The sequence below is a fragment of the Streptomyces atroolivaceus genome (assembly GCF_000717025.1).
Taxonomy (GTDB): Bacteria; Actinomycetota; Actinomycetes; order Streptomycetales; family Streptomycetaceae; genus Streptomyces; species Streptomyces atroolivaceus.
On sequence record NZ_JNXG01000007.1, the window covers coordinates 63,902 to 87,979 of the forward strand.

Genomic DNA, 24,078 nt, shown 5'->3' on the forward strand with positions numbered 1-24,078 from the left:
CCCCGGCCGTCACCCCTCGAAAGGCCGGACCGGCCCCACTTCGACGTCGAGGAGCCGCCATGCGGCCCTCGCCCGGCGTTCCCGCACCTCGCGTGTGGGACCGCTGGTGGCGCCGGAGACCATGGCTACGGCGAGCATGAGGTCGTTCGCCGCGCCCAGCCGGTGCCTCATCGGCAGGTGTTGCCGCAGGGCGGACTCGACCCGGCCCGAGAGGACCAGGGCGTGCGCGAGCGCATCCGAGTGGCCGGTGGCCCCGTTGCTGTGCAGCAGGCCCAGGAACGCGGCCGACTCCGTCAGGTGCCAGGTCAGAACGCCGAGAACATCGGCGAAGAGCGCGCCCTCGGCCGCGGCCGCCTGTTCGACCTGCCGCACGTTCTCCTCCAGGACCGCGATCGCCACGGCCGCCCGGTCAGGAAAATGCCGGTACAGGACGCCTTGCCCGACCCCGGCGCGGCGCGCGATCGCGGAGAGCGGAGCATCCAGCCCGTGGGACGCGAAGATCTCCCGCGCGGCGACGATCAGAGCGTCCCGATTGCGGGCAGCCGCCTTCGGCCCGTGATTCGCGGGCCGCCGCTCGGGGGGCATAAGGGGCTGGGTCATCCCGAAAGGGTACCGGCCGGCCGGCAGACCGGTGCCGCCGCCGTCGGCGGGGTACTTTCCCTGCCGGCCTCCGATGACCACCGCAGTCGGACCCGGTTGACGTGGGCCGGCCCGCCCGACACCTGGGCTGCGCGGCCGGCCCGGGCACCAGGCCACCACCACCGGACGCCACATCGGACTGTGCGCCGACAACTTCGACCGTCTGCCGTACGCCCGACGCCACCGGCACCGCCGACGGCTCTGCCTCACCCGCGCCCCGGCGCCTGCGATACCCACCCATCGGCGACCGCGACATCCAGCAGATCCGCCGCGCACTCCACGCCGCACCGGGCCGTCACTGCCCTCCGGTTCCCCGCCTTCGTCACCCTCGGGCCCACCGCCTCGCTACCTTGGCGGGCCAGCGAAGTATCGGCATTCACACAGGTCAAAGCATCGGTGATGCTGATCGCCAGGAAGTGCAGCATGGTTGGCCGTCACTGAGACCTTGCCGGGGGCCCCTGGTGCGCGAGGAGGCGGCCGGGCAGGCTAGTTTGCTCGGATGAGTCTCCTTGATGATGTGGCCGAGCGCGACGGCTGGCGGTGCTGGGTGTGTGACGAAGCGGTCGACCCCGACGAGTCGGTGAACGACCCACGGGGGCCCAGCGTCGACAGCCGGACTGCCGACCGGAAGGCCAAGGTCGCCGAACGGCTCGCGCACCGCGGATGCAACACCCGCAAAGGCGCGGTCAAGGTGGTCATCGCCTGGCCGGACCACCTGTACGTGGTCGAACCCGCGCCGTTGATCACCGTAGCCGGGAGACTGGAGCGCAAGGGAGGCCGCGAGATGGTGGGCCGTTGTCCGACCAGGCGGGACGCCCAAGAGGTGGCGGATTGGCTGGTGGACCGGTTCTCCCGACTCGTACCGGGGCTGCCGGTGACCGCCGACATCGAACCGGGCGGCGGCCAGTTCCTCGTCATCCTGGCCACCGGCCGCCGCTGACCGTCACCAGCACACACTCGCGTCGAGCTGAACCGTCGGCCCACACCGACCTGTCCTGACACGAGCCGTATGCCCCGAGCGCCGGGCGGCGGAAAGAAGTGCTTTCACCCGGACCCGGGGCGTGACCAGCGACCGTACGACCGGGGCCACCATCGTGACCCCGGACGGCATCGCCCGCCGTCGGCGTACGGACTGTGGCGGGTGTCGAGCTCAGCCGGCGACCGATCATCAAGGCCACACGCGCCACGGGGCATCCTCCACCGCCACTCCGACGCACCCGGCGGCCCTCTCCCTGTCCAGCGCGCCCACCGGTCGTACGGCACCGGCACGAGTACGTAGCCAGTCGCCTGGCCCGGCCCTTCCCCCAGCAGCCGAGTGTTTTCGAGGTGGCGGCTCCCCCACTCCACCATGCTCGGCGGACCAAGGGAGCGCAGCACGCAGGAGTGCGTCGTGCCGCCGGTGCCGGCAACACGACGCACCCGCCACCCGGCCCGCTGCCGCTCCGGTCCGCTGTGAAGCGCTACTGCGGTACGGGCACCTCTCCGGATACGACGACGCCCGCTTCACGGAAGTCGTCCAGGGTAGAGGCGATCGTGTCGGGGGCGACGCCGACGGAGTAGTCCAGGCGTACGTGCGCACGGAAGCCGGCCTTCACTGCGTCCAGCGCGGTGGCGCGCACGCAGTGGTCAGTGGCGATACCCACCACGTCGACGTCCTCCACCCCGCGGGCGCGCAGCCAGTCCGCCAAGGACGTGCCCTGCTCGTCGGCACCTTCGAAGCCGCTCTTGGAGGAGCTGTGGGCGCCCTTGAAGAAGACGGCGTCGACCTTGCCGCCGGCGGCGGCGGGAGCGAAGTGCGGGTGGAACTCCCCGCCCTCGTCCCCGGCCACGCAGTGCACGGGAAAACTGTCCTTGAAGTCCGGGTTCTCCGAGAAGTGACTTCCCGGGTCGATGTGGTGATCGCGGGTGGCCACGACGTACTGGTAGTCCCGGCCCGCGCTCTGCTCCACCAGGTCGGCGATCTTCGTCGCGATCTGCGCGCCGCCTGCGACGGGAATGCTGCCTCCTTCACAGAAGTCGTTCTGCACGTCTACGACGATCAAGCCTCGGCTCATTGACGAGCCCCCTTCACCAACGTCTTGGACCAGCGGTCGCAACTACGGAGAGATTTCACCGCCCCGGGCACGGAACGCGGTGGCGCAACGAGCGCGGCGGGATCTTCCGTGTTCTACCGGCCTCACGTCACCGGCTCATGCATGACGACCGTCTCTCACCCTCACGGACGCAGAGGTTCACCGCAGGAACGATTCGCGGGCACCCATCAGGCTCGCGTTGAGTTCGACGGACGTGGCAACGCCGGGATTTTCCCGCTACCCCGCCACCAACGTGCTGATCGTGGATGCGGCCGGTGGACGACAGTCCGGGTCACCGCCTGACGACCACTGGCGAACGTAAGGTGCTCGCCGGCAGAGCCCGACAGGGCGGCGGAGCCCTACTGTGCTGCTGCCGGGCCCCGCCGCACGGCAAGGCGGGGTCAGCTGGGCTGGTCGCCGGTGTAGCGGTGGACGTTGTCGAAGGAGTTCACGCCCCACACGGTGCCGTCCCATGCGACGCCGATGTCGCGGAGGGACCCGGCGACGTTCTCCCACGGGCTCGCGTCGTGGGTGACGCCCCACACGCTGGTCCGGGACCCAGCGTCGATCGCCTCCTCGAAATCTTCCCGTGAACCAGACCGGGTGAGCCCTCGGCGAGGGAGCGCAGGCTGGGGGCCGGTTTCCTCGGGCTGATCGGGCGCCGGATCCTGACCCGGCACCTCCCGCCCCGACGTTGCAAGGTCTCCCCGGGCCGTCAGCCCTTCAGCTTCGTGATCACTCATTCGGGTTCCGTGTGAGTGATCACGAGGCTACGACCCTGGCAGCGTGATCATGATGGCTCCACGTCGAGTCGGGGCTGTACGGCCGAGGACAACATCCGTGCCGCGCACAGGGCACCCGGTGCAACGCCATGGTGTCTTTCCGAACGGTGGATGTGCATGGCCACAACCCCGGCTCACAGCCCAGCACAGGAGTCCTGGGCGGGAGCGAATGCAGGGAATTGGCTGTGCACCTGACCCCACACGAACAAGAGCGCCTGATGATCCACGTGGCGGCGGACGTCGCGGAGAAACGGCGGGCCCGCGGCGTGCGGCTGAACTACCCGGAAACGATGGCGCTGTTGATCGTCCACGTCCTCGAAGGGGCCAGGGACGGCAGAAGCGTCGCCGAGCTCATGTCCTCCGGACGCAAGGTGCTGTCCCGGGAGGAAGTCATGGAGGGCGTCCCGGAGATGATCGAGAACGTGCAGGTGGAGGCGACGTTCCCCGACGGCACGAAGCTGGTCACCATCCACGGCCCCTTCCCCGAAGCAGGCGAGGACGAAGAACCGGCCGTCTCGCCGGGACGGGTGGACTTCTCCCCCCGGAAGGGGGACGAGGTGGTCATCTTCAACGAACGCCACAGGCAGCTCGACCAGGTCACGAAGCTGACCGTCGAGAACCCGACCGACCGCCCCATCCAGGTCGGCTCCCACTACCACTTCGCCGAAGCCAACGACGGGCTCACGTTCCCCCGCAGGAAAGCGTGGGGCCTGCGTCTGAACGTTCCAGCCGGCAGCTCCGTACGTTTCGAGCCCGGCATCACCGAAGAGGTCGAGCTCGTGCCCATCGAGGGTGACCGCGTGGTGCACGGTCTGCGCGACAAGGTCCGGGGCCTGCCCGAGAAGGTCAAGGGGTCGCTCGACGACGTCAAGGGTTCGTTCGACAAGGAACAGGTGTGAATTCCATGGCACAGTGCCCGGACTGTTCGTGCTGCCACGACGAGCCGAAGCCCTCCGACCCCTTGACCCGCGCCGCCTACGCGGACCGGTTCGGTCCGACGACTCGTGACTGCATCCGCCTCGCCGACACGGCGCTGCGGATCAAGATCGAGGACGACTGGTCGGGGGGCCCGGGGCGCAGCGGCAACGAGATGGTCTTCGGGGGCGGCAAGGTGATCCGCGAGTCGATGGGCCAGTCCGTCGTGCCGCGCGACCCGGGCAGGGCCCGACCCGGCAAGTCCGCGGCCGCCGCCGGCGCGGTGCCTCCGGACACGGTCATCACCGGCGTGGTGGTCCTGGACCACTGGGGCGTCGTCAAAGCGGATGTCGCCATCCGGGACGGGAACATCGTCGCGCTCGGCAAGGCGTACAACCCCGAGACGATGGATCGTCTGCACGAGGAGGGGGTCGGCCACAACGGCATCGGCCCCAGGCCCACCGACTTCGTCATCGGTCCGGACACCGAGGTCATCGCGGGCAAGGGCAGGATCCTCACCGCCGGCGGGATCGACACCCATGTGCACTTCATCTGCCCCGACCAGATCGACGAGGCGCTCGCCTCCGGTGTCACCACGCTCATCGGCGGCGGGACGGGGCCGGCGGAGGGCAGCACGGCCACCACGGTCACCCCGGGCTCGTGGCACATCGACCGCATGTTTGAGGCGCTGGACGGTTTCCCGGTGAACATCGGACTGCTCGGCAAGGGCGCAACCATGTCGAAGGAGTCCATGCTGGACCAGGTGGACGCCGGTGTCATCGGACTGAAGATCCACGAGGACTGGGGCGCGACCCCCGCCGTCATCAAGAAGTGCCTGGAGGTCTGCAAGGAGACCGGGGTGCAGCTCGCACTGCACGCCGACTCGTTGAACGAGGCGGGCTTCGTCCAGGACACCATCGACGCGATCGACGGCCGGTCCATCCACATCTTCCACGTCGAAGGTGCCGGCGGCGGCCACGCCCCGGACATGATCAAGATGGTGAGCGAGCCGAACGTGCTGCCCGCCTCGACCAACCCCACCCGCCCACTGACCGTCAACACGGTCAAGGAGCACTTCGACATGGTGATGGTCTGTCATCACCTCAATCCCAAGGTCGAGGAGGACCTGGCCTTCGCGGACTCGCGGATCCGTCCCTCCACGATGGCCGCGGAGGACATCCTCCACGACCTCGGCGCCATCTCGATCATGTCCTCGGACGCCCAGGCCATGGGCCGCATCGGTGAAATGATCATGCGCACCTGGCAGACCGCACACGTCATGAAGGTCCGCCGCGGCTTCCTGGAGGAAGACCAGCCCCGGGACAAGCCGGAAGCCGAGCCGAGGGGCAGGAAGACCAAGGCACCGGCAGACGCGACCCCGGCGGCCGAGCCGCCCTTGGCCGACAACCGACGCGCCCGCCGGTACGTCGCGAAGTACACCATCAACCCGGCCCTCGCCCAGGGCATCGGCTCCGTCGTCGGTTCGGTGGAGACCGGAAAGCTGGCCGACCTGGTGCTGTGGGAGCCGAAGTTCTTCGGTGTCAAGCCGCACATGGTCATCAAGGGCGGGCAGATCGCGTACGCGCAGGTGGGGGATGCCAACGCGTCGATCCCCACCCCTCAGCCGGTACTGCCCCGCCCGATGTGGGGAGCCACCGGCCTGGCTCCTGGTTCTCTCTCCTACAACTTCGTCACCGAACGGGCCGTCAAGAACGGGGTGGCCAAGGGCCGCAAGCTGAACAAGCGGTTCAGGGCCATCGCGGACACGCGCCCGGTCAAGAAGGCCGACATGAAGGAGAACAGCGCCACCCCCGCCGTCCGGATCGACCCCGACACCTACGAGGTCATCGTCGGAGGGGCGAAGGTGACCGACGTGACGACCTTCGTCGACGGCCACATCGTCGACCGCGCCTACGTCTCGGAACTCCCCATGGCGCAGCGCTACTTCCTCTTCTGAGACTGTCGCCGGCACAGACCCCGAACCGCCAAGCAGAGGAATGAGAATGAACCGTGCCGCGCTGCTCGTGCTGGCTGACGGGAGGTTCCCCGCCGGAGGTCACGCCCACTCGGGCGGGGCCGAACCGGCAGTCGCGGTCGGCCGAATCAGGGACGCCGAGTCCCTGGAGGATTTCTGCCGGGGCCGGCTGCACACCGCCGGGCTGGTCGCGGCGGCGCTGGCCGCCGCGGCCGCCGCCGGGCACGACCCACTGGCCTTGGACACGGCCGCCGACACCCGTACCCCGGTGGCGGCCCTGCGGGACACCGCCCGGAAGCTGGGCCGGCAGATGATGCGAGCGGCGCGCGCCACCTGGCCCTCGGCCGAACTCGACGCGCTTGCCGCGGCCCGGCCTCGGGGCGCACACCAGCCGGTGGTGCTGGGTGTGGCCGCCAGGTCGGCCGGACTCGAACCGCTGGACGCCGCCTATGCGGCCTTGTACGAAACCGTCAGCGGGCCGGCCACCGCTACGGTGCGGCTGCTCAGCCTGGATCCGTTCGACGCCACTGCGGTGCTCGCCCGCCTCGTTCCGGAACTCGACCGCGTCGCTGCGACCGCCACAGCCACAGCGCGGCGCGTCGCCGAAGAGGGAGTCGACGTGCTGCCCGCGGCCTCCGCGCCACTGCTGGACATCAGCGCTCAGCAGCACGCCACCCGGCCGGCCCGCCTTTTCGCCTCCTGATGACCCACCACGAGAAACACACAAGGAAACGCATGCACCTCGGCCACGACCTCGACGAGAAGTTCCCCCACCGGCACACCTACAGCGCACCTGCCACCGAGCGCCCCGACGGGACCCGCCGCGCCCTGCGTATCGGGCTCGGCGGCCCCGTGGGCTCGGGAAAGACCGCCACCGTCGCAGCCCTGTGCCGGACACTGCGCACCGAAGTGTCCATCGCCGTGGTCACCAACGACATCTACACCCGCGAGGACGCCGACTTCCTGCTCCGGGAAGCGATCCTGCCGCCCGAGCGGATCAAGGCCGTCGAAACGGGGGCCTGTCCGCACACCGCCATCCGCGACGACATCTCCGCCAACCTCGAAGCCGTCGAGGACCTGGAGGAGTCCATCGGCTCCCTCGACCTGATCCTGGTGGAGTCCGGCGGCGACAACCTCACCGCCACCTTCTCCAAGGGTCTGGTGGACAACCAGATCTTCATCATCGACGTGGCCGGCGGCGACGACATCCCACGCAAGGGCGGACCCGGCGTCACCACTGCCGACCTCCTCGTCGTCAACAAGACCGACCTCGCCCCCTATGTCGGTTCCGACGTGGACGCCATGGCCCACGATGCCAGGACCCAGCGTGGTGACCTCCCGGTCGCCTTCACCTCCCTCAAGGACGAGGGCGGCGTCAAACCGGTCGCCGACTGGGTCCGCGAACGCCTCGCCGACTGGTCCGCAGGCCCCGCATGACCCCTGACACCGCACCTGCCCCACCGGCCGGCCGCAGCACCGGCGCCGTGGGAGTACGGGCCACCGCCCGTGTCACCGCGGCCGCCAGGGCCGGCGCTACCGTCCTGCCCGTCCTGGACGGCGACGGGCCCTTCGAATTCCGGCGTCTGCGGTCACGGGACACCGAGGCGCGGGTGTGCGTCGTAGGTGCCATGAGCGCCCCCCTCGGCGGCGACCGCCTGCGCATCGAAGCGACCGCGCTGCAGGGCGCCTCCCTCCACATCACCTCCGCAGCTGCGACTCTTGCCCTGAGAGGCCCGACCACCGCGCACGCCACCTACGACGTGCACCTGACTGTGGCGGATCACGCGGAGATCCGCTGGCTGCCCAAACCGTTGATCAGCGCGGCCGGCAGCAATCTACGGCAGGCCTGGACCATCGACCTCGCCCCCACCGCGCGGCTCGTCCTGCGCGAAGAGCAGGTACTCGGGCGCATGGGCGAACCACCCGGTCATGTGGCAACCCGGCTCACCGTCCGTCGCGGCGGCCACGTGCTCCTCGACCAAGAAGCGGAATACGGGCCGGGGGCACCCGGATGGGACACCCCGGCTGTTCTCGGCCACCATCGGGCGACCGGCCAAATCCTGCTCATCGAACCGGATTTCGACGAGAGCCCGCTCGAGCCTCAGGTCCTCATCGAGACCCCGGACGACGCTCAAGCGGTTCTCACCCCCCTCGCCGGTCCCGCAGCGCTCATCACCGCCATCGCCCCGGACGGCTTCCGCCTGCGACGCATCCTCAATGCCGCCTACGCCACCAGCGCTGACACCTCGAACCGTGCAAGGCAGTAGGCCAGGCCACCGCGCCCCCACCATGGCCAGTCACCACGCTCGCCGGCCCTTATCGGAACGACTGGCCTAGGAAACGAACGCGATGCCGGGCGGATCAAGGAAATCCGGGCTTGCGACTCGGGGGCAGAGCGCGCACTACCTGGGCGTCACGCCCTCAGGGGGCGACTGTGGTGATCCTCAGCGGTCCGCGGCCCTGGTCATCGACCGGTTCCCGGACCGAGGCCTTGGTCACGGAACCGGCCGCTGTGCCGACCAGCAGCCCCCATCGGAGCTGCTTCGCGACTGACGAGCCGTGCACGGCCGCAAGGGGCCACCGCCTGACGTGTCCGTCAGGCGGTGTTCCCGGCACGCCCTGAAGCGAGCAGCTGCGTCTCCCAGCTGAAGGCGACGCCGGTGGCGCCCCCGTACTGGAGCAGGACTTCGGTCATGCCCGGGAAGGTCTTCTCGCGGGCCCAGTCGCGCTGCCACTCCCCCGCGACGGCCTGCCAGGTGATCGGCACCACGCCCGCCTGAACCATGCGATGCACCGCCATCTCATGAGCTTCCTTCGAGGCACCGCCCGAGGCGTCGGTGACTACGAACACCTCGAAGCCCTCACCCGCCGCCTGTATCGCCGGCATCGCGACACAGATCTCCGTCCAGAGACCGGCGATGATCAGCTTCTTGCGGCCGGTCGCCCTGACGGCGTCGACGACACGCTCGTCCTCCCAGGTGTTGATGAACGTGCGATCGATTGGCTTCTGCTCCGGGAACACATCCTGCAGCCCCTTGATGAGGTAGCCGCCACGCTCCTCCAAGACGGTCGTCAGGATGGTCGGGACCTCGAACACCTTGGCGGCCCTGGCGAGCCCGACGACGTTGTTCACGATCATCGTGGGCTCGTGGCTGTTCAGGTTGGCGAACTGGAACGGCTGGTGGTCGATCAGGACGACGACGCTCTCCTCGGGCGTCAGCAGTGCCTGCAGGCCGGACTTCGTTTCGTTGCTCATGGAATCCCTTTCCGGATACTTGTCTTCGCGTGCTCGGGGTGTTCGGACGAACGCCGTCGATCTCGACGCCGGAATACGGCCGTACGCGCCGCGCAGGCGGCCTTGGGGCCGAGTCGGCCAACCACCGCGTCGAGACGCTCGGCATCGCATCCCGGACAGGCTCCGCTTCCGCAGCGAGACGGTCACGGCTTCGAGGTCGGTCAGCTCGACCAAGTGGTTGACACGTCATCCACACTAGCAGCGACGGTGGACGTGTCAACTAGTTGCCCGGCGGGCGGAGTTCACCCTGTGCGGGACCTCGCGAACGCGCTTGTTAAGGCACGCCTGGTCCGCCGGATGACGGAGCGGCGGATCACGCCGCCCTCGGCGATCGCCGGGAAGTGGCCGCCCCAGGGTCTTGTCGCCCCGGACACGGCGGGCGCTGCCTCATCAAGGTTCCGCCCCGCCCCTGCACGCAGATAACTGACAGACGGCCTCGTTAAACTGCTTCCATGGACGCACCGCCGCGCTGGCTCGCCGGGGAAGAGAAAGCCGCCTGGGACAACTTCATCCGCATGCAGGAGAAGCTCATCGGACGGCTGTCCCGCCACGTCCAGTCCGACTCCGGAATGTCCGCATCCGACTACGTGGTACTCGCCGGCCTCACCGAGAGGGGCGGCGGGCGGATGCGCTTGCTGGATCTGGCCAAACTCGTGGAGTGGGAGAAGAGCCGCATGTCCCACCAGGTCACGCGGATGACGAAACGCGGGCTCCTGGCCAGGGAGGAATGCCCCGACGACGGACGCGGGGCGTTCATCGTCGCCACCCCGGCCGGCTACAAGGCGATCGAAGAGGCCGCAGGCCATCACGTGGAGCACGTCCGCCGACTGTTCATCGAAGCCCTGACGCCAAGTCAACTCAAGGCACTCGCCCGTATCTCCGAGCACGTCCTGGAGCACATGGAGAAGCAGTCGGACTGACTGGGCGAGGAGACGCGGCTCAAGCCCGGCGGGGGTGAGGCACGGACCACGCGCAGCGCTCCGGCAACGAAGACGACCGGGGCCTACCGGGCGCCGGGCCGCCGGCGCTTGGGGTCGTCGGGGCGGGGATCCGTCAATCGAGCGGCTCTTCCGGGCTCTTCGCAAGCGTCATTCGAGCGGCAAGAATGCTGGGCCAAGGCCCTGAAACCCTCTTCCGTTCACCGCATGCGTAGTGAGCCCGCGGGTCAGGCGGCTTCGGGTGGCCGATCCGTCCGCTCGACCCGCTGCATTTCGGGAAACAGGTCGAGCGCCACCGACCACACCCGACAGCCCAGGAGAACCCGCAGTTCAAAGGCCCTTTGAGGCAGACTCCAGAATCGCCACGCACTCCAGGGGCGAGGTCATCGGGAACAGGTGAACGACGCAGGGGTAATCTCCCCTCTGCCCTCGAAACGGGGCGAAGCTCAGCAGCCGGCGGACTGGCGGGCAGCGGTGCGCACCACTCAGTTGGCGCGGCCGGACCTCACCTCTACAGTCCTGCCGACGCAACGCACTATCCGAGGAAGCCCAACCGGCACCTGCAGCCGCGTCTCCAACGTGGAAGAGGAGTACAAGGGAGCCGCTGCACACCGCGCCGCCGCCGCTTCTGCTGTTCGACGTGTGCCGCCTGGAGAGCCAGGCTGCGTCGGGGTTCTACACGTACGGACGGCACCATGCAATTGGGGGCCAGGGCGGCCCACACCTGTTCCTGCCTGACAGCGCTCCTGCCTGCGCACCCCTCGGAGAGCAGCCCATACGCGCGGGGTGAGTCGAACGCCGGCCCTTCATGGGCCGACGACATGGGAAGGGTCACCGGCGTTACGCGACTTGTCCCTCATGACACCTGCCTGTCACACGCATCCGACGTCTCGACCTTCTCGGTGAAGGAGACGATCAGACGCTTCATGGCGTCGGCGTCCTCGTGATCGGAACCGTAGGCCTGAACTCCCGTATAGAGCTCTTGCTTGTACTTCGCGTCAACGCAGTCCTTTGTCTTGCCGAAGGCCTGGTTGCCGGAGTACACGTACCGCCCCTCGTCGGCGGTCTTCTCCACCCGCTCGAGAGTCTGGCTGCGGAGGAAGTACGCCGTGTCACGCCCGCCCTGCCACCAGGTCTGGACCGTTCTGACGGCAAGTTTTCCATCCACGGACACATCGCACCAGGTCGCCGCGGGGGAGACGTCGGGCTTGACGGAGAGCTTCTTCCCCGGCGGGAGGAACGGAGTGAGCTCCTTGATGTCGAACTGTATGCCGCAAAGGGTGCCTGGCACGGAATAGTCCCTGGTCTCCTCGTCGGCGCCACATCCTGTGACCGTGGCGGCCAGGACGGCGAGAACGACGGCCGCGAAGGCAGGACCGGAGCGTGTTCCAGGGATCGGTCGACGGCGGGACATGCTGGTACCTCTCGAGGGCTGCTTGGTATCTGGGCGGGGCTCGGCGACTTTGTCAGGACGTTGTCCGGCTGCCCGGGGTACGGCCGTCGACGATCGACTGGGCGTTGTAGAAGCCCTGCGCACCGCTTTCCCGAGCCCAGGTCTCGGCGTCCGCGGGGTCGACCATGCCGTGCTCTTCCGCGGCCAGCCGAGCTGCCTGGCCCGAGCGGTTGCCGTTGTTCTTCAGGCTGTCTTGCCAGAGCTCACCCCTCGTGTCCTCGGAATCCTCCAGTTCCGTGCTCTTGAAGTCCTGGAACATGGATTCGAGGACGGTGCCGGTGATGGTCGTGGTGGCTCCACCCGCGGCGGCTCCGATCCAGGGGGTGGCGACGAAGGAGGTCCCTACTCCGACCGCCGTACCGAGACCACCCGAGATGCCGCTCTTGACCAGATCCATCGAGTCCTTGTACGCCTCATCCGCCTCCTTCCCGGCAGCCGCCAGTTCCTCCTGGCGGCCCAGGGCGAGAGTTCCGGAGATCTCCCCCGATTTCTCCGCGATTCGCCTCACAATGCCTTCCGTGTCGTCGTCCACGACCTGACCGGCAGGCAGATCGGGGTTGAGGTGGTACTCCATCAGCTGACTCATGTAAGCCTTCTGCCCCACCTCTACCGCCGCGTAGCCGTCCGGGCTCTGGCCCACGGTGAAGAGGAGCTTGGTGACGTCTCGCGGCTCGAGTACGGCCTCTTCCCCGTACATCGGGTACATCTTCTGCGTCTGCTTCCAGGACGTCGAGTCGGGGTCGGTCCGATCAGCGTCGCTGATGGACCGATTGATGTCCGGCAGGTACTCGGAGGTGATCTGCCCCACGCTGTCGAGCATGTGTCCATACTTGAGCAGACGTTCGTCCGGGTCCTCACCGATGGACGACACCAGTCGTTCCATGAGCCTGGTCTGTTCGGCGTTGTGGTGGGGCGTGTCCAGCGTCGGCCGCTCACCTGCCGGGTGACCTGTGGTGGCGGCCTCAAGGGCCATCGCCAGGTTGTTCCGTCCCGCGATGCTCTCCTCGTGTTCGGAGTCGAAGTCGGCGGGCCAGTCACGCTCCTCGAAGAGGTAGTCGAAGTTGGTCAGTGACTTCTTGACCTCCTTGTCGTCCTTCTTCTCTGTGAACTCGTGGTCCTCGTCCTTGGTGAGGAAGGTGTCGTTGAAGAAGGATGTCGCGGCGTCCGGGTTGTTGGCGAGGGCCTTGAGGTACCCCGTCATCGGGTCCCATCCGGTATCCGTGCCGGTGTGGTTGAGCGTCGCGTCGGGCCCCAGACGCTGCCAGGCTCCGTGCTGCCCGTTGCCCGTGAACTTCTTCTCCGTGGCCATGAGCTTGTCGCCGTAGCTGTTCAGGAACTGATCGTCGTAGTCGCCCCAGCGCATCAGGTTGCTCATCACCTGTCCGCCCAGAGGGAAGCCCCCACCGCGCCCCACGGGCTGGTCGACCAGGGCCACCATGTTGCCCTTCCATGAGGTCATCGCGGCGCTGTCGCTCTGGGTGGCGTTGGCGAGTGTGAGGCTCAGGTTCTTCTGGAGGTCGTCGAACTGCTCCCGGCGGTCACGGCGTAGGTCCCACCCCGTGTGCGGATCGGTGACGCCGGCCCAGAAGTCCAGCGTCTTCTGCGGCCCGAGCGTGGTGGCGAAGCGTTCGGCGAACAGCGGGTCGGCGGAGTACTGCTTCAGCCCCGCGTTGAGCCGGTCGAATTCGGCGGTGGAGAGATCATCCGGGTCCTTCTTGACGAGTGCCGCCAGATCGTCGGCGGTCTTGAGTGCTTCAGCGGCTGCGTCCCGGTCCTTGTAACTGGCGTCACCAAAACCGTAGTCGGTCTGGTCGGCAAGCGCCTTGAGGATCTTGCTGGCGGAGTTGTCGCTCTCGGTGGCCTTGCCGAGAATTCCTTGGATCTCGTCGCGCAGGGCATTGACGTCGCTCTGAGCATGGGAGGGTGGGGTATGGCCCTTCGCCGCCCGGTCCGGGTGGACGTTCATGGTCACGGTGAAACCGCCGTCACCGGTGTTCGTCACAGTGAGGTTCTTCTGCAGGCCACGGTCGATGGCATCCTTCAGCTGGGTGTGGTACGCCCTCAGCTCCCCGGCAGTGTCCTTGAGAATGCCGTGGATGGACTTGCCCTGGGTGTGGGCGTCCTTGATCTCGCCCGCCGTCTTGCCGATGAACTCCTTGGTGACCTGTGAGTTCTCGCCGGCCCAGCTCGCCTTGTTGGCTGCCTGGTGCAAGCCGTCTTCGGCGTCCCTGGCGAGGGTTTGGAGGCTGCGGACGATGACCGACCAGTCCTCGACGGCGTCGTCGAGCAGTTTGAGGTTGGCGTGGCGCAGAGTGTCGAAATCCATGAGTGGGCCCCCGTTGTGCAGTTACTTTTTCTCGCCGTAGATCGGGTTCTTGCCCCCGGCCGTTCCGACCCGCTCGTCGAAACCGGCGTCGAGAGTGTCGATGCTGCTCACCTGCCGCAGGATGTAGGCCTCGTCACCGTCATGGATCTTCTTGGTTACCTGCATGTGGTTGGAGATGTGCGCGCAGGCGTCGAGGACGCTGTTCAGCTGCGTGGACCAGCGGTTCGACACATGCTGGAGACCGGAGCCGAGCGCGAATCCCTGTGAGGCCAGATCGCTCGCCGCTTTGTCGACGCTCGTGTTGTCCAGACGGGCCTGGTCCCAGAGCTGGTCGTAGAGCGTATGCGCGTGGCTGCCGATCTTGGAGAGATCCTGCTGGTTGACGTTGAGGTCACCCGTGCTGCCGGGCGTCGTCGGGGCCGGGCCCGGGCCCGAGTCACCAGGGTACTGGTTGAGCTGCATGTGCGACGTGCCCGCCTGCTGGCGATCCAGCGCTTCAGTCTTCAGTTGGTCCCACTCGTCCCACGCCACTGACCTGCTCCTTTACCCCCGACGGCCATCGCCGGCAGGCCGCTGAACAACCCCGACCTGTAGCGTAGTCATTCGTCCTGGCGTTCGGGACGACTACACGAAGTCTCCTTCAGATCCTCCACAGGTGCGCTTCTCGTCCTACTGACCTGGGCGACTGCCATTTCGCGACCCTCACGGTTCGCCACTTCGAGATGGCTGACGTAGCAGAGCCGGGGAGAGACTCCGTGGGCAGGTCAGCGCGCTGTTGCCCGCCCTCGCCGACACGCACCGCAGCGCTGGCCGCTCGGAGGCTCGCCGAGGTGGACTTGGCGCCCACCCAGGACACGCTTCTGGCCCACCTGCGGGAACACGACCCCGGCTCACAGACAGAGCCGACGAAGGCACGGTGGGTCGAAGCGCCCACCCTGGCCAGGCGGCTGACCCGCACGGAAGCCGCCGGGCTGGTCGAACGGGAGCGCCCTGCAGGCACGGGCCGTCCAAGGTACGCACGGACCTCCCCGAGGCCGTCATCGATCCGGACGGGGTCTCATTCCGTGAGGCGGAAGTCGCTCCTACGGTGGCGACAGGCAAAGCCCTACCCGAGGAACGACAACCGCACCTGCCGGTCCCGATTGTCGACGTCCGTGTCCACCAAACCGCGTTGAGGCAACCGCAGACTACCGAGGTTGAACTCGGGATGTCGTGCTGCTGGTCAGGCGGGTCGGATGGTCAGGCCGGTCTCGGTGAGACAGCCGTCGAAAAGAGGTGGCTGCGGTACTGGATGTGCCGCAGGCCGCGCCGGACGGCGGCCGCCTGCCGCTCGTTCTCCGCGACCACCCGCCGCGCCCGCGTCGAGCGGGTCCTCCGCCGTGACGGGCAGGACACCGCGCTCGACCGGCCGTGCCGGTACTGCCGTGGGCCGCTCACCGCCTACACCCGGGCGGCCCCTGTCATCACGCGGGCCGCCGTTGTCATGGTGAGAAACACCGGAAGGTCGTCACGGTGCCCGTGACCGGCGTCGTACCCGGAGATGCCGACGGCACGCGAGCCGTGGCCGCCCCGTTCGGGCAGGCGTCGGCGCCCATTGGGCGGTGGGCCGGATGCCGGGGTGGGCGAGTACGCGAAGGGCCCCGGCGCTTTCGCGCCGGGGCCCTGATGAGAGGGGTGCACCGATCCGGAACGGCGCACCGCCGGCTGGGTTTCGGCGGTCCGCCGTCCCTCTCTAAACGAGCGTCATAGCGTAGATCTCGACGCGGGAGTCGTCCGGCAGCGAGACCGAACGGACCGTCTTGCCCCCATCGAGCTCGGCGGCCGTACCGAAGAGCCGAATGGACGGCCCGTCGACACCGCTGCCCCTCTTGATGCGGTGCGGCATGTCGAGGACGACCGTGCTGCCGTTCGGCGCGGAGCCCGCCCAGTCGCCGAACGTCACCGGTGCCTCCGTGCTGCTGCCGTCCGTGTAGTGCACGGTCAGTGTGGTGGTCACAGGACCGTTGTGCGCCGAGCCGACCAGCCGCAGCGCACTGTGCTGTCCGGCGGGCAGCAGGAGGGCCTGCCCGCCTGCTTCGAGGAAGTTGTTCGCCGTGCCGGTGGGGTCCGGCGCGTCGTACGTCACCCCGTCCCAGGTGACCGGACCCGCCTTGGGCAGCAGGTCGCCGTCATAGCTCCAGCCATGCCCGTCGAAGTCACCCTCGTCGGAGTTCGCCACCGTGGCCGTGCCGTCGTGGCCGAGGTCTGCGCGCAGGTCCACCGCGCACTGCCCGTTCGCCTCGCTCGCGCAGGTCGTGGCGGCTCCCACCGTGACGGTGGCCTTGCGGGTGACCGAGTTCGTCCCTCGGCCCGCGACCTTCACCTCCACCGGGTAGGACCCGGCCGCCACGCCCGGGGGCACGGTGATGTCGAGCGACACCTTCTTCTGGACCGGGAGGTGACCGGAATCGATCACCAGTGGCGAACGCTGTGCCGTCGTGGCCTTCCAGCCGCTGGGCACCTTCGCCGTGACCGACACGTTCAGCTTTCCGGGAGCCTGCCCGAGGACGTCCAGCGTGAACTTCGCGGTCTGTGCGGCGTCACCCGTGGGGACGACCGCCGAGGCGGGACGCAGCGACGCGTCGACGTGCTTGCGGCTGTCGGGGGACGCCTGGTTGACGGAAGGCGGCTGGGCGCCCTTGCCCGTGCCCCAGGAGGAGGGGGAGGTCCCGAGCCGGTGGGCAAGGGTTCCGCCGTGCGCGAGCTTGTTCCAGCTCAGCCAGGTCTGGGGTACGTTCCGGCCGTTCAGGGCCACGCTCTGCACGTACCGCTTCGTGTCGCTCGCTCCGGGTGCTTCGATCGTCAGCGTGCCGCCCTGGCCCTTGGTGCCGGACGCCTTGGGATAGCTGCCGATCCGGACGGTCGCCGATTCGAACTGCGGGCTGGACACGGCCAGGAAGTCGCCGCCGCTCATCGTCGGGTAGAGGCCGAGGGAGGAGAAGACGTACCAGGCCGACATGGTGCCCAGGTCGTCGTTGCCCGTCATCCCGTCCGGCCCGTTGGTGAACAGCGTCATCGCCGCACGCACCACGGTCGCGGTCTTCGCCGGGGCGCCGACCCAGTTGTACATGTACGGGGCGTGCAGGTCCGGCTCGTTGTTCGGGTTGTACGTCGGCTTGCCGTAGTAGTCGTACGGCTGCGAGATCCAGTCGTTCCGGGCGGTGCCCGCCGGGTCGGTGAGCAGCTTGTCGTGGACGAAGAAGGAGTCGAGCCGCTTCTCGGTGGCGCTCCGGCCGCCCATCAGGCTGACGAGGCCGGCCGGGTCCTGCGGTACCAGCCACTGGTACTGGTACGCGCCGCCCTCATGGAACTGGTGCGCCGCCTCGACCGGGTCGTAGGGCGTGAGCCAGGTGCCGTCGGCCGTCCGCGGCCGGAACTGCTGGATCGAGGAGTCCCACAGGTTCCGGTACCACTGGCCGCGCGCGGCGAACATCCTGGCGTCCGACTTGTGTCCGAGCCGGTCGGCCATCAGCGCGAGCGACGCATCGGCGGCGGAGTACTCCATCGTGGCCGACGCCGGGTGCTTGCAGTCGTTGTCGCCGCCCTTGTCCGCGCAGTCCTTGCCGAGCTCGAGACCTGACGGGATGTAGCCGCGCTCGGTGTAGTGGTCCGATCCCGAGCGTCCGTTGTACGGCGAGTCGGCGGGCGGGGTGCTGGTCGCGTTCTTCTTCAGCAACGCGTAGGTCTCTGCCTCGTGTCCGGCGAGCAGACCCTTTGACCAGGCCTCTACGAGGAAGGGGGTGACCGGGTCACCGGTCATGATGTTGGTCTCGCTGTTGGCGAGCGCCCAGCGGGGCAGCCAGCCGCCGTCCCGGCCGGCCGCGACGACCGACAGCGCGACGTCCCGGGCGACCTTCGGCTCCAGCATCTGCAGAAGCTGGTTCTGCGGCCGGTAGGTGTCCCAGAGCGAGAAGTTCTGATACGGCGTGTAGTCCTTCGCCGTGTGCGTCTTGTTGTCGAACCCCTGGTACATGCCGTCGACGTCACCGGCGAGGTTCGGGTGCAACTGGCTGTGGTAGAGCGCGGTGTAGAAGGCCTTCTGCCGGTCCGCCGCGCCTCCGCCGACCCGGATGGAATCCAGCTGCTTCTTCCAGGTGTCCCGCAACGCCGCACGCGTGGCGTCGAAGTCGAAGGACTCCTTGGTCTCCGCGGCCAGGTTCTTACGGGCGCCCTCCACACCGGTGTAGGACAGCCCCACCTTCAGGACGGCGTCCCGGTCGGTGGTCGCGTCGAAGGTCACCCAGGCACCGTTCTGGCCGTCTCCCTCCGCGTCGCGGGTACCGGGCTCCGGGTCTGCGCCGTCCCACGTGCCGTAGGCCTTGAAGGGCCGGTCGAAGGTGGCGCTGAAGTACACCGTGTGCTCGTCGTGTCCGGCACAGAAGCCCCCGGCGTGCACCCGGCCCTCGATGGTGCGGTCACCGACGACGTGCACCTCGGAGTCCAGCACGGACTGGTTGGCCTTGCCCGTGTTGAACAGGACGTTGGCCGAACCGGTGGAGGGGAAGGTGTAGCGCTGCCACCCGGTGCGCTCGGTGGCGGTGAGTTCCGCGTCGACGTCGTACTTCTTCAGCCCCACCCGGTAGTAGCCGGGACTGGCCTGCTCGTCGTCGTGGCTGTACGGGGAGCGGTAGGCGTTCGGGTCCACGGAGTCGACTGCACCCGTGGTCGGCATGATGGGCAGCTCGCCCATGACGCCGCAGCCGACGCCGGACAGGTGCGTCTGGCTGAATCCGTAGATCGAGTCCTGCTTGTAGTCGTAGCCGCCCTGGCCGCCGGTGTCCGGGCTGACCTGGACCATGCCGAACGGCGCGCTCGCCCCGGGGAAGGTGTTGCCGAAGTTCTGGGTTCCGACGAACGGATTGACCAGGTCGATCGGTTCCGCGCCCGCGGCGGCGGCCGGCTCGGCGATGCCGACCACTCCACCACTCACGAGTACGGCGGCCATCAGACCGGCTGCTATACCGGAAGCACGGGGACGGAACGGTCTGAAAGCAAACCGCATGGGGTATTTCCCTTCGAGTCCTGCTCAACTGACAACGTTGTCACTTTGTTCGTTCGCACCATAATCCCCGGCCGCCCCGGATGTCACTGGGTGAGCGGGGGCAAATTCTGACGCGCTGCATCGATGCTCCGGAGTGGGGCGTCGCCAAGCGACCTGTCTGCCCTGGCGCGCGGGCTGCGGGGCGGATGCGCCACCCGACGGCACACGGAGATGGACGTCACCCTCGCGGCCGGAGAGGAACCGCGCGACGACTTGGACCGAGACCTCGTCGGGCACGTCGAGGTACAGGGTGGGAGGGAATCCCCAGGCCCGGAGCGCCAACCGGTGGCCCCTGGGAGCGGAACGATCACGTGTCACCCGAGATCCGGCTCCACCGGCTTCTGAACGCGTATCCGAGCCAAGTCGAGGGAAAACGGAGCGGGGTTGAGCAGCTGCCGCTGCCAGGTCCGGCTGATCAGGTGCGCCGTACAGCCGGGTGTGGCACTGCCCGCACAGGGCGATCTTCGTCAGGAGATGCTCGCGATTCGAGTTGAGTGCCCAAGGCGCCATTCGGTGGAGTATCACCTTCCTCAACGCTTCGTGGGTCGCTCGGTCCCACAGCCCCTCACAGGGCCTCACGGGATTCCCATCCTTGCCGAGCACCGGCTTGTGCTGGTGCATCAGGTAGCAATGTGGCTTCCCGCAGGTTGACCCGATCTTCGTTCGGGACGAAGAAGTCGTGGGTTCGAATCCCGCCGTTCCGAAAGCTGAAATACCAGGGCAGAGGACCCAGCGTGCAAGTTGCGCTGGCCCCTCTGGCGTTGCTGTGTGGCTACCGCTCGTGATCGCCCTCGAAGAGGCCGTGCATGACCACGGCCCGGCCTGGATCACGGGGGCGGAGCTGCAAGCTGGACCTGCTGTGCGCACATATCGACGGCTACTCCGTACCGCAGCAGGAGACCGTTGAGAGACTCGGCGCCTTGGCCGCGGAGGGTACGGTCGGACTCCTCGGCCCAGCTACCAGGCGATGTGGCGGGTCGATCGGGCCCGGGCGCTGGCCGCCGCGGCCGGGCTGCCCGGATACGAGGTGCTCCAGTACCAGCACAGCCACCTGCGCGCCGGTTCGACGTGCCGAGCGACCTCTTCCAGGACGGCAGCCCCGGCCACGCCGGCCCCTGAATTGTTCGGCTACCTGCGGGCCGAGCCCGCCCTGACCCTCGTCGCCTACTCCCCGCTGCTCGCCGGGGCGTACGTCCGCGAGGACACGCCGCTGCCGCCGGACTACGACCACCCGGGCACCCAGGCCCGGCTCGCCGCGCTGCGTGCCGTCGCCCGGGAGACCGGCGCCACCGTCAACCAGGTCGTCCTCGCCTGGCAGATCGGCGGCGAGCTGCCGGTCATCCCGCTGGCCGGGGCGTCGTCCCTGGCGCAACTGGAGGAGAACCTGTCCTCGGTGGACCTGAAGCTGACGGTTGATCAGCGGGCCCGGCTCGACGCCGTCCACTGACGGTCCACGCGGCAGATCGGAAAGCTTCGGCGCCGAAGCCAGGACAGGTGCTGTTCAGGCCGGAACGCTGGACCGCGGGTCGAGGCATGTGCTCAGCTACCACGTGATCCTCCACTGGAACCGGCTCGGACTCTCCATGCAAGGCCAGAGCATCTTGGCCTGGGCAGCCAGAGCGGCGATTCTCCACGCGGAGAGCCGGGCATAACGATCGGTGCAGTCCATGACCGCGCGCCCGTAACCACGCCCGGTGCGTACTCGCCGCGCTTCTCCTCGACCTGAGCTGACGTCAAGGAGAAGCGCAGTGGGTGGCCGGCCGGCGACGGCCGACCGATAGACAGCAGGCCCCGAGCAGCGAGCCTACTCAAGCCGCGACGGATGCGTCTCGGGCACGGCCCTGACGATCCGGCATCGACGACGTGACCCGGAACGAAGTCCGGGCCGACCACCGGTGTTGGAGCTCTCATGGGGAAGACGGGCGACCCCCTACGTGGCCGGGGCGATCTCCGCGTCCACTCAGACGCGCACCAGAGGGGTGTCGACCAAGTGCTCGGCGAGGAACCACGCCTGGAGTTCGCCGGTCCGGATGATCTGCGACACGAGCACGTCGTTAGTGCCGTCGTCGCCCAGTTCATTGACGCGAGCGGCAGCGTCATGAGCCTCGATGAGGATGGTTTCGTGGGCCTCCAACAGACGGGAGAGCATCGCCGGTACCTCCTCGACGCCGTCCGGGGGCCGCGGGATCGAGGAGATCTCGGCAACGTGCCGGGGGTCGCCCACCGCCACACCCCCCAGCGACTGCACACGCTCGGCGAGGGTGTCGATCAGCTCAAGCTGCTCTCCGGCATGCTTGTCCAGCAGCAGATGAAGCTGGTAAAAGGTCGCACCGCGCATCAGCCAGTGACTCTTCTTGTACAGGCCGTACAGGATTGAGGTGTCCGCCAGGCACTTGTTGAGTCGCTGGCAGGCATACATTCGGGCGTCGTGGGACAGGCCAATCGGATACTGCCTGACGGTCCCGAACTCCTGTATCAAAGAGCCCTTCTGATGCAGCTTCGGCTGACTTTCGAGCGTGTGGTTCGTGATGGCGGTCATGGTTCGCCTCCTGTGGGCGTCGATGTGGTCTGCATGCCGGGTATGCCCGGCGAATGGCACGAGAGGCGCATGTGGGCGACGTGGCCGGTATGGGAGAGCCCGATCAAGGGTGGGCCGTCACCACGGTGCCGACCGCAGTCCGCGGTCCCGGCTGGCGCGGTCAGTGACCGGCGGCGACGGCGCGCGCTGCCCTGTCGAGCAGATCGGCGACGGCGCGCGGGGAACTTGTCGCGACTGCGTGGGGTGCGTGCACGGTGACCGTGTGCGCCTTGGCGCGCGCGGCCATCCATCGCTGCGCCTTCGGCGGGATATTCCGGTCCTCGGTGGCGATGAGGTACCACACGGGAAGTGTCTTCCAGGCCGCCGCGGTGGCCGGCTCGTTCAGGGCCGCCACGGTGATCGGGCGCTGCCCGACGGCCATAGTCCGGGCCGTCGTCTCGGCGACGCCGGCTGCGAACTGCTGCGGAAAGAGGTCCTGTCCGATGACCAGCTCATCGCCGACGCCTCCACCGGGCAGCGGGTACTTCTGGACAACTGTGGTCCTGGCGAGCGAACTGCCTGGGAACTTGTCGCTCAGCTCGGCCGCACTCTCGCCGACGTCCGGGACGAAGGCCGCGACATAAACCAATCCCTTGACCTGGGCGGAACCGACCGCAGCACGGCTGATGACGGAACCACCGTAGGAGTGTCCCGCGAGCAGGACCGGGCCCTCGATACCGTCCAGGACGCTGCGCACATAGGCGGCGTCACCGGAGACGCTGCGCAGTGGATTCGGCGGGATCACGACACGGTGACCCTGGCGCTGAAGCCGCTGCACCACGGGGGCCCAGCTGGAAGCGTCGACGAAGGCGCCGTGCACCAGCACGATGGTGGGGAGTTGCTTCTTGTGCGTGAGTTCCTTGGTGGCGGCCGACGTGTCCCGTGGAGCCGCGTGCGCGATGCCGGTGGCGCCGAGGGCGGCTGCACCGGCCACTGCAGACAGGGTCACGGTGCGACGCGAGATTGATGTATTCATCGTTGTCCTTCTACTCGGGGCGGCTCGCCCGCGACCTATGCGGGCGAGCCGTGGGCACGGCCTGCGGGCCGTGTCGGAAGAGAGCCGACGGTTTTCCGGCGGAACTACTCGGAGGTGGCCTCGATGGCTTCCTCGATGAAGGCGACGACCTTCTTGGGGTGCGCGAGCATGACCAGGTGCGAGGAGTCGACCTCGATGGTGGTCATGCCGGCACGCTCGTAGCCGAAACGCTCCACATCGGGGTTGATCGTGTGGTCAGAGGACGACACCAGGCCGAAGGACGGCTTCGTCTTCCACGCCGCGGCCGGAGCAACGTCCGCGAAAGCCTGTGCGGCCAGCGGCCGCTGCGAGACCGCCAGGACCTTCGCGAGCTCCGGATCCACGTCCGCCGCGAAGATCGCCGGGAACTTGTCGGTCTCCACCGACACGTCCGTACCCGGGGTGTCGGAGCCCTCGACCGGGAACGGCTTGTACACCAGCGCTGCCGCTAGGGCCGAATCAGGGAACCGGCCCTGCAGTTCGCCCAGGCTTTCGCCGACCTCCAGCGCGTAGCCTGACAGGTAGACCAATGCCTCGACGTTCTCCTCCACGCCGGCCACCGTGATCACAGCACCACCGTAGGAGTGGCCCACCAGCACCACCGGGCCGTCGATCTGGCGGACCACCGAGGCGACATACGCGGCGTCCCCGATCAGACTGCGATTGGGAACAGCCGGAGCAACAACCTTCAGCCCCCTCTTGAGCAACTCAGGGATGACAGCGGAATAGCTGGATGCGTCCGCGAACGCACCGTGCACCAGGACAATGGTCGGCTTCTCTGTACGCGACATGATGGGGCTCGTTTCTCTCTGATCAGTGGAATCGGTTGAACACGGAGCTCGGAGCCGACCGATGGTCCGACACCTTCCGGACATGGCATCGGAGCGGCCGGAGTCGGCCCCGTGTCCCGTGACGGGGCATGCAATAAGTGGCCACGTCCCCGCTCTGCGGCCCCCGGGCCACTTTCGACACCGGGTCCTTTCAGGCGAAAGAAGCGGGTATGCCTGCAA

General features: G+C 68.1%; 18 protein-coding genes and 1 pseudogene. 8 read left to right on the forward strand and 11 right to left on the reverse strand.

Features of this window, described 5'->3' with window-relative positions:
* Positions 1 to 9: 9 nt before the first annotated feature.
* Entirely contained in the window at positions 10 to 600 is a 591-nt protein-coding gene (locus OO67_RS16390; protein ID WP_033301269.1) for a helix-turn-helix domain-containing protein, read from the reverse strand.
* A 538-nt stretch (positions 601 to 1,138) separates the two neighbouring features.
* Here OO67_RS16390 and OO67_RS16400 point away from each other — a divergent pair.
* The gene (locus OO67_RS16400) at positions 1,139 to 1,579 is read left to right on the forward strand and encodes a hypothetical protein (protein WP_033300912.1); all 441 of its coding nucleotides are present in this window, start codon (positions 1,139 to 1,141) and stop codon (positions 1,577 to 1,579) included.
* Positions 1,580 to 2,099: 520 nt separating this feature from the next.
* On the opposite strand, the gene OO67_RS16405 is transcribed toward OO67_RS16400, so the two are convergent.
* Together OO67_RS16405 and OO67_RS40625 are read right to left on the reverse strand one after the other, a co-directional pair.
* Complete coding sequence (locus OO67_RS16405) at positions 2,100 to 2,693, reverse strand: isochorismatase family protein (RefSeq protein WP_033300913.1); 594 nt, start codon at positions 2,691 to 2,693, stop codon at positions 2,100 to 2,102.
* 419 nt (positions 2,694 to 3,112) lie between these two features.
* Positions 3,113 to 3,256 (reverse strand): tectonin domain-containing protein, encoded by a 144-nt coding sequence (locus OO67_RS40625; protein ID WP_157841696.1) that lies wholly within the window; start codon positions 3,254 to 3,256, stop codon positions 3,113 to 3,115.
* A gap of 422 nt (positions 3,257 to 3,678) precedes the next feature.
* On the opposite strand from OO67_RS40625, the gene OO67_RS16410 reads away from it, so the two are divergent.
* The 5 genes from OO67_RS16410 to OO67_RS16430 are packed head-to-tail and all read left to right on the forward strand — an operon-like array spanning position 3,679 to position 8,650.
* Positions 3,679 to 4,392 (forward strand): urease subunit gamma, encoded by a 714-nt coding sequence (locus OO67_RS16410; RefSeq protein WP_063746152.1) that lies wholly within the window; start codon positions 3,679 to 3,681, stop codon positions 4,390 to 4,392.
* 5 nt (positions 4,393 to 4,397) lie between these two features.
* Entirely contained in the window at positions 4,398 to 6,365 is a 1,968-nt protein-coding gene (locus OO67_RS16415) for an urease subunit alpha (RefSeq protein WP_051709500.1), read from the forward strand.
* 46 nt (positions 6,366 to 6,411) lie between these two features.
* Complete coding sequence (locus OO67_RS16420; RefSeq protein WP_033300914.1) at positions 6,412 to 7,086, forward strand: urease accessory protein UreF; 675 nt, start codon at positions 6,412 to 6,414, stop codon at positions 7,084 to 7,086.
* Between the two features lie 32 nt (positions 7,087 to 7,118).
* Positions 7,119 to 7,820 (forward strand): urease accessory protein UreG, encoded by a 702-nt coding sequence (gene ureG, locus OO67_RS16425; RefSeq protein ID WP_033300915.1) that lies wholly within the window; start codon positions 7,119 to 7,121, stop codon positions 7,818 to 7,820.
* Complete coding sequence (locus OO67_RS16430) at positions 7,817 to 8,650, forward strand: urease accessory protein UreD (RefSeq protein WP_033300917.1); 834 nt, start codon at positions 7,817 to 7,819, stop codon at positions 8,648 to 8,650. Before ureG ends, OO67_RS16430 begins: the two co-directional genes overlap by 4 nt.
* Positions 8,651 to 8,979: 329 nt before the next feature.
* On the opposite strand, the gene OO67_RS16435 is transcribed toward OO67_RS16430, so the two are convergent.
* Positions 8,980 to 9,639, reverse strand: a complete 660-nt coding sequence (locus OO67_RS16435) for a hydrolase (protein ID WP_033300918.1) — start codon at positions 9,637 to 9,639, stop codon at positions 8,980 to 8,982.
* A gap of 491 nt (positions 9,640 to 10,130) precedes the next feature.
* Between OO67_RS16435 and OO67_RS16440 the strand changes: the two genes are divergently transcribed.
* Entirely contained in the window at positions 10,131 to 10,598 is a 468-nt protein-coding gene (locus tag OO67_RS16440; RefSeq protein ID WP_033300919.1) for a MarR family winged helix-turn-helix transcriptional regulator, read from the forward strand.
* Between the two features lie 874 nt (positions 10,599 to 11,472).
* Here OO67_RS16440 and OO67_RS16445 read toward each other — a convergent pair.
* From OO67_RS16445 to OO67_RS16460, 4 genes are all read right to left on the reverse strand, one after another.
* The gene (locus OO67_RS16445) at positions 11,473 to 12,030 is read right to left on the reverse strand and encodes a hypothetical protein (protein WP_051709484.1); all 558 of its coding nucleotides are present in this window, start codon (positions 12,028 to 12,030) and stop codon (positions 11,473 to 11,475) included.
* Positions 12,031 to 12,082: 52 nt separating this feature from the next.
* On the reverse strand, positions 12,083 to 14,395 hold the full coding sequence (locus OO67_RS16450; protein WP_033300920.1) for a DUF6571 family protein: 2,313 nt from the start codon (positions 14,393 to 14,395) through the stop codon (positions 12,083 to 12,085).
* A gap of 21 nt (positions 14,396 to 14,416) precedes the next feature.
* A complete protein-coding gene (locus OO67_RS16455; protein WP_033300922.1) occupies positions 14,417 to 14,926 on the reverse strand; it encodes a hypothetical protein in 510 nt (169 codons plus the stop codon).
* Positions 14,927 to 16,127: 1,201 nt separating this feature from the next.
* Positions 16,128 to 19,379 (reverse strand): GH92 family glycosyl hydrolase, encoded by a 3,252-nt coding sequence (locus OO67_RS16460; RefSeq protein ID WP_051709485.1) that lies wholly within the window; start codon positions 19,377 to 19,379, stop codon positions 16,128 to 16,130.
* Positions 19,380 to 20,320: 941 nt separating this feature from the next.
* Here OO67_RS16460 and OO67_RS16465 point away from each other — a divergent pair.
* Positions 20,321 to 20,922 (forward strand): annotated as a pseudogene (locus OO67_RS16465) (aldo/keto reductase); the annotation flags it as partial.
* 513 nt (positions 20,923 to 21,435) lie between these two features.
* Here the strand turns inward: OO67_RS16465 and OO67_RS16470 are convergent.
* From OO67_RS16470 to OO67_RS16480, 3 genes are all read right to left on the reverse strand, one after another.
* Positions 21,436 to 22,014: a Dps family protein gene (locus OO67_RS16470; RefSeq protein ID WP_033300924.1), complete on the reverse strand. Its 579-nt coding sequence runs from the start codon at positions 22,012 to 22,014 to the stop codon at positions 21,436 to 21,438.
* A 160-nt stretch (positions 22,015 to 22,174) separates the two neighbouring features.
* Positions 22,175 to 23,029, reverse strand: a complete 855-nt coding sequence (locus tag OO67_RS16475; RefSeq protein ID WP_033300926.1) for an alpha/beta fold hydrolase — start codon at positions 23,027 to 23,029, stop codon at positions 22,175 to 22,177.
* A 104-nt stretch (positions 23,030 to 23,133) separates the two neighbouring features.
* On the reverse strand, positions 23,134 to 23,859 hold the full coding sequence (locus OO67_RS16480; protein ID WP_033300928.1) for an alpha/beta fold hydrolase: 726 nt from the start codon (positions 23,857 to 23,859) through the stop codon (positions 23,134 to 23,136).
* Positions 23,860 to 24,078: the final 219 nt, after the last annotated feature.